General features: G+C 72.8%; 15 protein-coding genes. All 15 read right to left on the bottom strand.

Annotation, left to right across the window (positions count from 1 at the left end; translation table 11 throughout):
* Positions 1-110: 110 nt before the first annotated feature.
* The 15 genes from P2424_RS30445 to P2424_RS30375 all read right to left on the bottom strand — a co-directional run bounded on the left by P2424_RS30445 (position 111) and on the right by P2424_RS30375 (position 11,757).
* Complete coding sequence (locus tag P2424_RS30445; RefSeq protein WP_276479275.1) at positions 111-818, bottom strand: hypothetical protein; 708 nt, start codon at positions 816-818, stop codon at positions 111-113.
* Positions 819-865: 47 nt separating this feature from the next.
* The gene (locus tag P2424_RS30440) at positions 866-1,465 is read right to left on the bottom strand and encodes a hypothetical protein (RefSeq protein WP_276479274.1); all 600 of its coding nucleotides are present in this window, start codon (positions 1,463-1,465) and stop codon (positions 866-868) included.
* A 140-nt stretch (positions 1,466-1,605) separates the two neighbouring features.
* Positions 1,606-1,869: a hypothetical protein gene (locus P2424_RS30435; protein WP_276479273.1), complete on the bottom strand. Its 264-nt coding sequence runs from the start codon at positions 1,867-1,869 to the stop codon at positions 1,606-1,608.
* Positions 1,870-1,945: 76 nt separating this feature from the next.
* Positions 1,946-4,009 carry a hypothetical protein gene (locus tag P2424_RS30430; RefSeq protein WP_276479272.1) on the bottom strand — a complete coding sequence of 688 codons (2,064 nt, stop codon included), beginning with the start codon at positions 4,007-4,009 and terminating at the stop codon, positions 1,946-1,948.
* A gap of 165 nt (positions 4,010-4,174) precedes the next feature.
* Positions 4,175-5,020, bottom strand: a complete 846-nt coding sequence (locus tag P2424_RS30425; protein WP_276479271.1) for a hypothetical protein — start codon at positions 5,018-5,020, stop codon at positions 4,175-4,177.
* Positions 5,017-6,210, bottom strand: coding sequence for a hypothetical protein (locus tag P2424_RS30420; RefSeq protein ID WP_276479270.1), 1,194 nt, complete (start codon positions 6,208-6,210; stop codon positions 5,017-5,019). Before P2424_RS30420 ends, P2424_RS30425 begins: the two co-directional genes overlap by 4 nt.
* Positions 6,211-6,224: 14 nt before the next feature.
* A complete protein-coding gene (locus P2424_RS30415) occupies positions 6,225-6,692 on the bottom strand; it encodes a hypothetical protein (protein WP_276479269.1) in 468 nt (155 codons plus the stop codon).
* 169 nt (positions 6,693-6,861) lie between these two features.
* Positions 6,862-7,131, bottom strand: coding sequence for a hypothetical protein (locus P2424_RS30410; protein ID WP_276479268.1), 270 nt, complete (start codon positions 7,129-7,131; stop codon positions 6,862-6,864).
* 212 nt (positions 7,132-7,343) lie between these two features.
* On the bottom strand, positions 7,344-8,618 hold the full coding sequence (locus P2424_RS30405) for a hypothetical protein (RefSeq protein WP_276479267.1): 1,275 nt from the start codon (positions 8,616-8,618) through the stop codon (positions 7,344-7,346).
* 69 nt (positions 8,619-8,687) lie between these two features.
* The gene (locus tag P2424_RS30400) at positions 8,688-8,987 is read right to left on the bottom strand and encodes a hypothetical protein (protein WP_276479266.1); all 300 of its coding nucleotides are present in this window, start codon (positions 8,985-8,987) and stop codon (positions 8,688-8,690) included.
* Positions 8,987-9,541 carry a hypothetical protein gene (locus P2424_RS30395; RefSeq protein WP_276479265.1) on the bottom strand — a complete coding sequence of 185 codons (555 nt, stop codon included), beginning with the start codon at positions 9,539-9,541 and terminating at the stop codon, positions 8,987-8,989. The genes P2424_RS30400 and P2424_RS30395 overlap by 1 nt, the downstream gene beginning before the upstream one ends.
* 106 nt (positions 9,542-9,647) lie before the next feature.
* Positions 9,648-9,857 (bottom strand): hypothetical protein, encoded by a 210-nt coding sequence (locus P2424_RS30390; protein WP_276479264.1) that lies wholly within the window; start codon positions 9,855-9,857, stop codon positions 9,648-9,650.
* A complete protein-coding gene (locus P2424_RS30385; RefSeq protein WP_276479263.1) occupies positions 9,857-10,156 on the bottom strand; it encodes a hypothetical protein in 300 nt (99 codons plus the stop codon). Before P2424_RS30385 ends, P2424_RS30390 begins: the two co-directional genes overlap by 1 nt.
* Before the next feature lie 429 nt (positions 10,157-10,585).
* The gene (locus P2424_RS30380; RefSeq protein ID WP_276479262.1) at positions 10,586-10,861 is read right to left on the bottom strand and encodes a hypothetical protein; all 276 of its coding nucleotides are present in this window, start codon (positions 10,859-10,861) and stop codon (positions 10,586-10,588) included.
* A gap of 305 nt (positions 10,862-11,166) precedes the next feature.
* Positions 11,167-11,757 (bottom strand): hypothetical protein, encoded by a 591-nt coding sequence (locus P2424_RS30375; RefSeq protein ID WP_276479261.1) that lies wholly within the window; start codon positions 11,755-11,757, stop codon positions 11,167-11,169.
* Positions 11,758-11,763 lie beyond the last annotated feature (6 nt).

Raw genomic sequence — 11,763 nt, 5'->3', positions numbered from 1 at the left:
GCTGGTGGTGCTGCTCATCAGGGGCCTCCGGGTGAGGACGGATCGGGGTGAGGGTGTGCTGGCCGTTCTCCGCCCGGTCCGCGCGGGGGCGCGGGCCGGACAGGCAGCGGTCAGTTCGGGGAGGGTGGCTGCTGGGTGGTGTAGGGCTGGTAGGCGGTCGGGGCGGCGGTCTTGGGCAGGTGGATCTCGGCGCGGACCTCGGGCGGGGCGGGCGCCTGGTTGTGGACCTGGATGAAGGCGGTGGGGGAGAGGCTCAGGCCGCGCAGGGCGAGGAGGGAGAGAGCGGCCCAGGCCAGAACGGTGATGCCGGCGGCGACGGGGCGGCCGGGGGCGGGGGTGCCTGCCCACACCATGGCGACGGTTGCCGCGCCCCACACGGTCCAGGTCAGGCGGGCTCCGCCGAAGCGGACGGTGCCCAGGGCGAAGGAGACGGTGCCGAGGGCCTGCCAGGTGCTGTAGGCGGTGGCGGCGGTGATGGGCAGGGTCGTGGTGTGGGCGGCCAGGTAGGCGTGTACGGGCTGGTCGATGGTGGCGAGCAGCCCGGTGTGGTCCTTCGCGGTGGGGAGGGTCCAGGGCAGGTCGTGGGCCCAGCCCAGGAGGGTGGAGGCGAGCCAGCGCAGAGCGAGGAAGGCGAGGGCCAGTCCGGCGGCGGCGGTGAGGGTTTTGATCCAGGTGGCTGCGGGGCGCCAGCCGTGGGTGAGGGCGATGTCGAGGTCGTGGAGGCGCCGGCCGAACCAACCCGGCCCGGTGGTGGGTGCGGGGTGGGTCTGGTCGTCGTCCTGCTGGCCGGTGCGGGGCCGGGGGAACGGGGTGGTCATACTCGCTCCTGATCGAGACTGGAAGAAGAGGGCGGGCAGGTGCGGGCTTACTGCTTGTTGCGGTTGCGGTCGCCGAACTGGATGTTCACGTCGCCGCTGCGCCCGAGGAAGCGAGTGCCTCCGGAATCGATCTGCGGGGCGAAGACGACCTGTTGCGGCACGTCGTGGGCAGCGCGGGTGTGGTCTTCAGGAAGGCTGCGGCCGAACAGGGCGCGGGCGACGAAGGGGGCCCCGAAGAGCAGCACGAGCAATACGAGGCCGACCTTCCAGGCGATTTCCAAGACGTCCACGAGTCCTCCCAGGGCGGGGGCGGCGATGCGCAGGGCGAGGGCGCTGCCCAGGGCGAGGGCGGTGAGGCTGGCGGCGACCATGCCGACGGCTTTGGCCCAGGTGGGCATCGGCTCACGGGGGCGGGTGTCGAGGGGTGCGGGGTCCAGGCGGTGCTCGACGGGGCGGGCCCAGGCGGTGCGGCCGTCGGGGAGCTGGACCGGGACGGCGTCGGGGACGGGTACCTGGTAGAGCGTCATCGCCGGGGCGGTGACCGGTTCGAGGGTGTGGTGCTGGGGTGGTGCGGGCTGCCAGACGGCGGCGCGCAGGGCCGGGGGGTGAGGGCCGACGCCGGGGCCGACCGTGTGCGTGGTGTCCATCGGGAGGCTCCAAGGGGCCGGTCCGGACACAGCCGGGACCAGCCCCTTCCTTTTTGAGGGGGGCTGGTCCCGGCTGCGGTGTGTGGGCGGGGCGGTGCTACGGGCGGGCGATGCCGTGGGAGAGGAGGCCGGGGCCGGTGTCAGGCGCTGTCTCCGAGGCTGGCTTCCAGGCCGTCGATGGTCCGCTGTGTGTTGATCTTTTCGATCAGGCCGGACAGGTCCATGGAGACGGTCAAGGTGAGGGGTGTCGACGCCTTGGCCTGGTGGCGCTGCAGGCGGTCTCCCGGCACGAGCGTCGCGAGGTGGGCGTCGATCAGATCGGCGGCGGCCCGCAGGGTGGTCTTCGCCTCCTCGGCCGTCGAAGCGCTCCAGGTGTAGTGGGGCGGCTCGAATTCCTGTCGCATGACGGTCCTCTCAGGTGCTGGAGCGGGATAGGGCGCACGCACCGCGGGGGCTGCCCTCGGGCGCGCGGGGTGTGGGTTATGCGGCGGTCTGGTAGTCGGGGGCGTGGTCGTGGTGGGTCCAGGCGCCGTGGCCGAGGTTGGTGACGGGCACGGTGGGGTCGTCCTTCATCCGGCTCAGGGCGGTGCGCACGCGGGGGCCGGGGATGCCGAGGGATTTGGAGATGACGGCCGGCGCGACGGGCTTGCCGTGCTGGTGGAGGAAGGCCACGATCTGGCGGGCCGTCTCGGAGAGGCCGGGGCCGGTCGGCTCGACGGCGTCCGGCACCGGGCGGTCGGCGGCTGCCTTCTCCATGGAGGGGGCGGGCGCCGTGCTGGGCTTCTGGGGCCGGGCGGGGGTGTCGGTGAAGCGGTCGGGGTCGTAGGTGTACTGCTGGCCGGCGTTGCGCAGGCGCAGCATCAGGGCGTGTTCCTCGAGGAGGTGGCGGACGAGGGGGAGGGCGTCGATGGATTCCTGCTCGATGCCGGTGGTCTCGCCTTCGTGGGCGAGGCCGTAGGCGTCCTCGACGTTGGGGGCGCGCCACATGGCGGAGCGGTTGTCGGGTCCGGCGAGGTAGCCGAGGCCGCCGGTGTTGGTGCCGTCGTTGAATTCCTTGGGGATGGCGCCGGGGTCGATGTCGCCGAGGGCGGTGCCGGCGGCGCGTTTGCCGGTCGCGCGGCTGCCGGAGCGCAGGACGGCGTTGTTGCCTCCTTGGAGGAGGTCGCGGATGAGGGTCTCGCCGCCCAGCTCACTCGCGTTGGGGGACTGGTTGGCGATGCGGATTTTGATGCCGACCTTGCGGGCTTCTTTGGCGAGGTCGCCGATGATTGCGACGGCTTCCTCGCCGTGGTCGGGGTCGTTGAGCAGGTCGTGGGCCTCGTCCAGGGTCAGGGAGATGAGCGGGTCGGGGGCGCCGGGGACGAAGAAGGCGCGGCCCACGCGGGTGCGGCCCTTCTCGTCGGTCCACTTCATGCGGTTGTAGCGCTGTGAGCGCTCCTTCATGAGGGCCTTGACGGCGCGGAGGGTGACGATGCCCAGCTCGTTGCCGGGGGCGAAGCAGGCGACGCCGTCGGGCCAGTCGGGCAGGGAGAGCCCGGCCTGGGGGTCGATGACGATCGAGCAGACCAGCGGGCTGCGGCGCTCGATGCCCAGCAGGGCGTCCAGCAGGCGGGACTTGCCCGAGCCGGTGGTGCCGGTGACGAAGGAGTGGACGGCGCCGGACCCGGGCTGGAAGAAGCGGTAGTGGGCCGGGTCGCCGTCGTAGTAGACGCCGATGGGGGCCAGTCCGGTCTCGGCATCGAGGACGTGGCTGTCGCCGAAGAGGGTGCCCTTCTTCAGCGGGTTCTCGGTGAAGACGGTGATGCGGCCCTTGCGGGGACCGGTCTTCTCCAGCGCGATCAGGTCGGGGTCGTCGATGCCGAGGGCGGAGAGCACATCGTCCAGCGCCTGGATCTTGAAGCTCTTGCCGCGCGGCATGTGGACCTCGGCTGTCCAGCCGCCGTCGCGGGTGGCGAGGGGGGAGACGAGCTTGCTCTTGGGGTAGGGGCCCTCGGCTGTGGCGGCGTACTCGATCCAGTCGAGCATCTGCTGGGCCAGCGCCGGGCCGCTGGTGGGGCGCTGGCCCCAACGCTTCCAGGCCCAGGTCCCGTACCCGAGGGACCAGGCCAGGGAGAAGCCCCACCAGGGGTTGTCGCCCCATTCGGGGCCGCCGGTCGCGGCCATGGTGGTCAGCAGGCCGGAGCCGGTGACGGGCATGGACAGGCCGACGTACCGGTCGCGGAGAGCGGGCAGGGTGCGGGCGGGACGCCAGATGCCCTGGTACTTGAACAGGCCGGGCACCCAGCCCCAGCCACCGGCGGCCGCAGCCGAGGCCGCGCCCAGGGTCAGGGCCGTCTTCCATCCGTCGCCGGTGGCCGACAGCAGCTCACCGGCGGGGCCCATGCTCGCGGCGGTGGTGGCGAGGGTGAGCTTGCCGCGGTGGTCCCACGCCCACTGCTTGAGCGTGCGCGAGCCCTTCTTCCCGGCCGCGGCGGGGTTGGTCTGGGCGGCGACGAACGCGGCCAGGTCGGTGTACTGCGGAGAGGGGTTCTTCGGGGCGCGCACGGCGGTGTCCCTTTCATGCTCGGGGCCGGGGGGAGGGTTCGGGCGGGTGGGCCCGGTGCTCCCCACCACCCCCGGGGCCGGTACTCGGGCCTCGGGGGTGTCTGGGCAACAACGGGCCGGGCCCCGCCGGATCGGCGGGGCCCGGAGGGGCTGTGTTGGGGTGGGCTATTCGGCGTCGTAGAAGCGGTTGTTGGCCATGGGCACGCCGGAGTCCTCGACGGCCTCCTGGATGCGGCCGTGGTTGCGGTGCGCGGTACGCGCGGCGGCCGCGGCCTGGGTGACGGAGGTGTCGGTGGCGTTCTTGTACCGGCCGGCCGCGGCCTTCTGCCCGTCGATGAGGTCGCCGAGCATGGTCATGTTGCCGACGGTGTAGCTGTCGACGTTGAGGGCCTGGAGCTCCTCGGCGATGCTCTTCATGCGGTCGGCCATCTCGCCGGACCAGGCGGCGAGGTTGTCGACGTCCTCCTGGCGGGACTCGACCTCGGCTCGGATGGAGTTGAGGGCGTCGAGCAGGGCCCGGTGGTTGATCACGTCGGGGATCTTGGTGATGGTCATCGTCGCTGCTGTCCTCTCGTCGGGTGTTCCTGCCTGGCGGCGCGCGGCCGCGTCCAGGAGGCGGATCGGGGGTGTGGCGCCGTCGGGCAGGCGGCAGAAGGTACGGCCGGTGCCGCCGTCGGCGGTGTGGAAGTGGACGACGCGCGCGCCGGGGCTGCCGCCGTGCTCGGTGTGGGATGCCTGGTAGTGGTAGCCGCCGATGGTGATCTCGACAGCGTCCTGCGGCCAGGTGTGGGGGAGCGGGGTGATGCTGGCGGCTCTCACGTGGGCCAGGCCCTGGCCGCTGTCGGGGTCCTCCAGCCGGAAGTGGCGGCCGGGTGGCTCCTCGTCCGGGTCCTGAGTCTGGCAGCCGGGGCAGTCTCCGTGGCAGGCCAGGAGTGTGAACTCTCTCCCGTGGAGCTGGTGGTGGGAGCCGTGGTAGCGCACCCGGCTGCCGATGGTGAGCGGGCCGGTCACTGGTTGTAGTAGCCCGCCTGGGCGGCCGAGTCGATCGGGGAGGACTGGACGGCCTCGGCGATGCCGCCGTGGGACTTGTAGGCGGCCGCCGCGGTGGCGGCGGCGAAGTCGCCGGCGTCCTTGGCAACAGCGCCGTACTGGGCGGCGGACTGGGACTGGGCGTGGATGGACTCGCGCAGGGCGTCGATCTCCCCCCGGGTGCCGTCATCGACCTCCAGCTCGTTCAGCTCGGCCTCGATCTGGTCGAGCCGGTTGGACAACGTGAGGTCGTCGGCGGCGATGGCTTCGGCCTCCTCGGCGCGCATCGCGCACATCGCCTGGGTGAGGGTCAGGGCGTTCATCAGCCCGTCCAGGGTGCGGATCTCGGGGATGACCGTGGAGGGTGAGGACATGGGGTCTCCGTTCTGTGCGGGGGCGGGCACCACGCTCAGGTGGCGGCGCCCGTCATCGGGGGTGGTGCCGGCGGTGGTGCTGTCCGCCTCGCGGGCGTGCTCCTCGGCCGCGGCCTGGCGGGCCGTCTCCTGGGCGGCCTGGGGGGCCGCTTCGGATTTCTTCTCGGCCTCGGCGGCGCGGGCCTGGGCCGCCTCGTCCCGCTTCTCACTGCCGGACGGCGCCGAAGAGACGTCATCCTCCTGGCGGCCGTCGTCCTGCTGGCCCTCCTCGGGGCCGGGGCTCTTCTGCCCGCCGGTGCCGCTGGTGTGTGCGGCGGCCTGGGGCGGGTCGGTGGGCGGGGGCGGGTAGGGCGGCGGAGGCCCGGCCTTGGCCTCGGCCTCGACGGCCTTCCTCTTCGCGGCGGCCGTTTCCTTGTCGGCCTTCCGCCTGGCCGCGCGGTCGGCCATCGCCTTGCGCCGCTCCTCGCGGATCTCGGGCCACCGCTGGCGGTAGCCCTCCAGCGTGGCCTTCCACATGGTGGCGCCGGTCTCGGTCAGGACAGCGAGCGGCACCGCCGCCTTCCCGCCCAGCTGCGCGGAGCGGGGGGAGGCGGCGCTGAAGGTGCCGCCCGGCTCGGTGGGGCCGGGCGGCTTCCTCCCCGCGCCGCCGCGGCCGCCGCCCGGGCCGCTGTCGGCGACCTTCGCGACGGTCTTCTCGGCGTCCTTGCTGGCGTGGCGCCGGTCGGTGGTGCCCGCCAGCGACTCCACGCCGCGGGCCCCGGCATACGCGATGGCCATCAGGACCACGAGCTCGATCACGACGTGCTCCCTTCTCAGGCCATGCCGAAGGCGCCGGCGACCAGCCTGCCGACGGTGGAGACCACCCAGCCCAGGACGCTTTGGATACCGGAGCCGACCGGGCCGGGAATGGTGGAGGCCAGCACCGGCAGGACCGCGCCCAGGACGCGGGTGCGCATCTCGACCTTCCTGGTGACAAGGTCGTTGACGAACATCAGCGTCACGAACAGCGCCGGAACGCCGGTGATGATCAGGCCGGTCCACTCGCCGACCAGGCCGGTGGCCCAGGAGTTGAGGCTGTTGATCTGCTGGTTCCACCAGGCGCCCGCGGGGGTGGCGACCATCGCGGCCGCAGCGGTGGCGATCAGCAGGGCCTGGGCCCGGTCGGTGTGCAGTTTGTTGGTGGCCTTCTTCAGACCGGGCAGCTTCTCCGCGTAGTAGAGGAGCGCGGCCGACCCGGCGCAGGCGCCGCCGGCGGCGGCGCTGACCGTTGCTTCGATCATGGAAATTGGTGTCCTTCCCCAACAGGATTGTGTTGACGGAGAGTTATCGGGCGGCGTAGCCTCACGCGCGCATGTACGCGCCTGCGCATGCGGGCACGGGTCGGGCCGGTTTCGCCGGTCACAGCGGTTGTCACAGGGCCTGTCACAGCTCCCGTCACAACCCGCCCGGTCACTCCGCGTGCGCCTCACGGACCGCGTTCAGGGCCTGCGCGAGCGCCAGATAGGCGCGCTCGCGACGCTCGCCGTCCAGCCGGTCGAAGTCGCCGCGGACCCGGTCGAACGTGAGCGAGGCGACCGCTTCCGGCCCGATCTGGCGGGCCGCCTCGAGGCGCTTGCCCCAGTACTCGGCCCGCCGCGCCAGCCGCTCGGCCCGCTTGTGCGCCAGCTTCTTGCGCCGCTCGGGCGCCTGCTCCCACGGGCTGGGCCTGTCCTCGGCCACCTGCCGTGCTCCCTTCCAAGAGGTGCGGATTCCGGGTGGGAAGCAGCGCTCGCCGGGTCTGCTCACCGGGTCTGCGGCAGTGCCGCTCGCCGGGTCACGCACCGGGTCTGCGCTGCAGTTTCTCGACTGCGGTTGCTTCCGGCAGTCGTCACTGACGGCCGGCCCGCAGGTTGCGGGCCGGCCGTCACTGGCGTGTGCCGGACGCGGAGCACTCAGGGCCTGTGGGGCTCCTGGGCGTCGTCGTCCTGCTCGCTGTCCTCGTCCTCCTGGCCGTCGTGCCGGGCCTCGGTGGTGGCTTCCTCCTCCTCGGACATCAGCGCGCCCCAGGTCTTGCGCAGCCGCTTCTCGCTGCCCACGAAGCCCTCCTCGCGGAAGCAGGCGACGGCCTGCCGGTAGGAGCGGGGCGGGTCCTCCCCGTGACGCATGTGCCGCAAAACGACGGCCAGTTGCGTGTCGCCCAGCTGCGCACCCGTCACGGGTGTGGGCACACCCGCCACGGCGGCGAGCCCGGCGAGCGTCTCGGCACGCGCCCCGTGTGACGCCTCCCCGCTCGGGTCGGTGTCCGTGACGCCGCCGGGGGTGTGACCCGTCACGGGCGGTGTGCCGCCGGGCGTGACGGCCACCGTGCCGGAAGGCCCCTCGGTCTGCGTGACTCCCCGTGCCGCACCCGTGCCGCCTCCCGTGCCGGGGGTGTGCCGGTGTGCCGGGGCCGTCACGGTCGCCGTGTCGGCCCCGCGCTCCAGGGCGGCGGGCGTGACGCCTGCCGTGCCGTGGCCGTCACGCTCGGCGCCGGAGGGAAGGGCGGGTGTGCCGGAGCCTGTGGCGGCGGAGGCGAACATGTCGGCCAGTGCCGTGTCGGCGCCGTCGGTCATCCGCTCCCGCTGGACGGAGATCAGGTTCCCCCCCAGCCCGTCATCGCCCTGGCCGACCTTCTTCGCCAGCTTCCACGACTTGAGCTCAGCGTCCTTGCGGGCCTCCTCCTCGGGGTGATTGGTGGCCAGCGCACGCTGCACGGCAATCTGCTGGACCACCTTCGCGTTGCGGCGCTGGGCCTCCATGTCCACCCCGGTGCGGTAGATGACCAGGCGCCGGGCCAGCAGCCCGATGCCCTCGGCGGCCACACACATCGCCATCGGCGTCACCGCGAAGACGACCCGCTCGGTCAGCGTCGGTGCGACCGCGGCACCGACAGCGGACGCGATGGCCGGGAGGGTCCACAGTCCGATGCGCACCGGGGCGGGCGCGGACTGGCCGAACATCGTCAAGACGACCATCACCAGCGCCAGCACGAGCGTGGCGCCCTCTCCGGCCGCCACGACACCGATCGCGGTCGCGCCGCGGTGGAAGACGGAGGTGATGTTGGTGTAGGTGCCCCAGCCGCCCAGGGCACCGAAGGCGACCATGGGCAGCGTGGCGCACACCAGCAGCGCGGACTGCCCGCGAGTGAGCGTGCGTTCCACAGGCGCAGGGCCAGTGGTATCGGTCATGATGGTGTTTCCCTTCGCAGGGTAGGGCGCCCCGGCCGGGTTGAAGACGTTGGCCGGGGCGCTCGTGTGTCAGTGGTAGTAGGGGTGCGCGGCGGCGTTCTCCTGCTCCCTGCGGTGCTCGTCCGCAAGGCAGTTGATGAGAGTCACGCGATGGGCGCAGGCCGGATCGGGGCAGCGGTAGGTGCGGGTGTGCACCGCATCGGTGATCCGCTGCCCCGCCTCCATCAGCCCCACGCTGCTGGCCAGAGCCGTGAGCACCAGCAGCCACGACGGCAGCGGATAGAAGGTCAGCTGCCAGACGACCACTAACGCCAGGGCGGCGGCCGCGAACTGGCCGGCCAGGCGCCAGCTGCGCTGCGTCGGGGTCATCACGCCTCCCGGGGGCCGGTGCGGCGGGCGGCCTCGGCCGCCACGGCGGCCAGCTCCCGCAGATCCTCCAGCGTCCGACCGCGCCGCTGCGCCCAGGACGCCGGGTTCGCGTAGCGCGCGCCGGTGCGGGCCTTGAGCGCCGTCTCCAGCACGGTGGTGGTGGCGCTCCAGGTGTCGGTGTCGCCCGCCCGGTGCAGGGCGTAGGCGAACGTCATCGGCCCGTCCTGGTCGCCTGATCCGGCGAAGTCCTTGAGTGCCCAGACGGCCGCGCGCAGGATCTGCCGGACCGAGGAGGTCTCCGAAAGCTCGTCCACCGGACTCGGGCCGCTGTGGTGCGGGGTCTCGCTCCAGCCGACCCGCTCCAGCAGGGCCAGGGTGTCGGCCAGGTGCGTGACCACCTGCTCTGCGGTGACCAGCTCACCCGACAGACCACGCCAGGGCTGTCGCTGGGAGGCGAGCAGCTCCGCCGTCGCGGCGGCCTCGGCCTCCAGGCGGGCCGGGAGCGGCAGCAGGCCGGCCTGCGCCGGGGCAGCTGCTTGAGCTTGAGGGGACATGTGTGTCTCCGATTCGACGAAGTGCACCGACCGGCACGGTCGGTGGGAGTGGGTTCTGTCCAGCTCCCCTCACCGCCCGCAACGGGGCAGGCGGATCGGGCAGCAGTCAGCGGCGGCGTCCGGGGATCCAGCCGGGGTAGTCGGCCGCCCTGGCGAGACGCTCCGGGTGCTCCAGCAGCGCCTGGTCCAGGGCGAAGGCGAGCCGGTCGGAGGGGGAGTGGGTGCGGGCACCCGCAGACTTAAGGACCGCCTGCGCCTCCCGCAGCTGGTCGCGCGGCTGCCGAGCCGTGTGGGGAGTGGTGGTCTGGTGCGTCATCAGGCCGCCACCCCCAGCCGGGTCGTGGACAGCAGCGGCGCAGGGGCCGTAGGGGTGGCCGGCTGGGAGCGGGTGCGTGCCGCCAGGTAGTGGGAGGCGATGGTCTCCCGGGCCGTCTGCGCGAGCCGGTTGAACACCTCCGCGTCACCGGTGGGGAGCTTGGGCGGGCTGGAGCGCAGCCGCTCCCAGACCTGTTCGGTCAGCTGTGTGGTGAGGCGGTAGTCGGTGCCCAGGCGGGCGGCGACGAACGCCTTCATGCGGGTGGCGTAGCGCATCTGCAGGTCGGCTGCGCTGTGCATGGGGTGGGGTCCTTCCGGTCGGCGGGTGGTGGGTGGAGGGCGGTGACGGGGTGGCCCGCGGCCCACACGGCGCGCGCCAGCAGTGCGGCGCGATGCAGCAGGCGGTGGGTGTGGGTGGTGAGTCCGTGTGTGCGCAGGGCCCGCGCCGCGTGGTGCTGTGCGGTGCGGGCCCTGCGTATGAGGTCGTCGGTCACGTGCGGGCTACAGCTCCCAGTCGGGGGCCGGGTCCTCCATCTCGCGGTTGAGGCGGCGCGTGTCCTCGTCCTCACCGCCATCGGCGCGGAGGAGCGCGAAGGGGATGCTCATCTGCTCCTCCTCAGTGCTGGATCGGGCAGCGGGTGAGGTAGTCGTCGACCTCGATCCGGCAGACGGCGCACTGCCACTGCGTGCGGCCCAGACGGCGGGCCAGGAAGCGGATGCGGCTTCGCATCAGATCGCCCCCTGACTCGCGAGGCGGGCGCGCATCTCCGCGACGGTGCGTGGGACGCGCCGCTCGGCGGGGATGCGCTCGTCCTGAGCGCGCACGGCGTCCAGGAGGTGCCGGCCGAGGCGCCGCTCGGCGGCGGTCCCCGTCTGCGGGAGGCGACGGGGCAGCTCCGGCATCGAGTCCGGGTTGCTGGTGTCGCGTTCGTGCTGGGGTTCGGGCTCGGTCTCGTCCCCGGCCGCGACAGGGGCGGGCGGGTGTGCCAACATCATGGACAGCACAGGTTTCCTCCGCGGTTTCCTGGTGTGATGCGGCGCTTCGGAGGTGCATCTCCGGGGCGCCGCGCTTGTTCTTCCGGCCTGGCGGGCCGGAACTCGGCTGCTGTACCTCGTACGAACAGCCCACGGCCCCGGCCACCCCTCTGCGGGGTGGCCGGGGCCGTGGTCGCTCGTCCAGGGTCAGCGGCGAGGCGCGGCGGGGCGCTTGAAGAGCACCACCAGCGTCAGGAACAGGAGCGGTGACAAGAGCGCAAGAGTCAGCAGGAACGGCATGTCTCCTCCAGAGAGCCGGGCTGGTTGATTGCTGGTCAGGCTGTGATGCGGACAGGTTCGATGGGAAGCTGCGGGCCTTCCGTCGGCGCCTCACCGTCGGGCAGCTGCGCGCGCCGGGTGTCGGTGTCGCGGACCGCCGCTGCGGTCGATGCCCAGCCCATCTCGCGGACCAGCCACGTCGGGCGGCCGTCGCCGGGCTCGCTGCTCGTCTTCCGGGCGGCGATCTGAGCGACAGCGGGCGCCGGCGCCGTTCGCGGCTTGCGTGTGACGCGGCTCGGGCGCTGGTGGCTGGTCTCCGCGTGGCCGTCCGCCAGGCGCTCCTGCCACATCCGGGCCGTGACGTCGACCGTGACCAGGCGGTTGCTGCCCAGGCGGCAGCGGGCGGCGGCGTCCTTGCCCGCACGGCCGGTGTCGTGCGGCACAACCTTGGGCTTCTTGGTCTGGAGGCCGGTGATCGGTACCCACGTTTTGCAGTCGGGGCAGACCAGCGAAGCGCAGGCGGGATGCAGGTCGTACTGGTGGGGCTTGAGAGTGGAGAGGGCCAGCGCCGGGCGGGCGTTGACGGTGCGGGAGCGGGTCCGGCTGCGGCGGGGGCGGGCGGTGCGCTCGAGGGGCGAAGCAGACATCTGAAC

It is taken from the genome of Streptomyces sp. WMMB303 (genome assembly GCF_029351045.1).
Lineage (GTDB): Bacteria > Actinomycetota > Actinomycetes > Streptomycetales > Streptomycetaceae > Streptomyces.
This window is presented reverse-complemented; position numbering and strand designations above follow the sequence as displayed.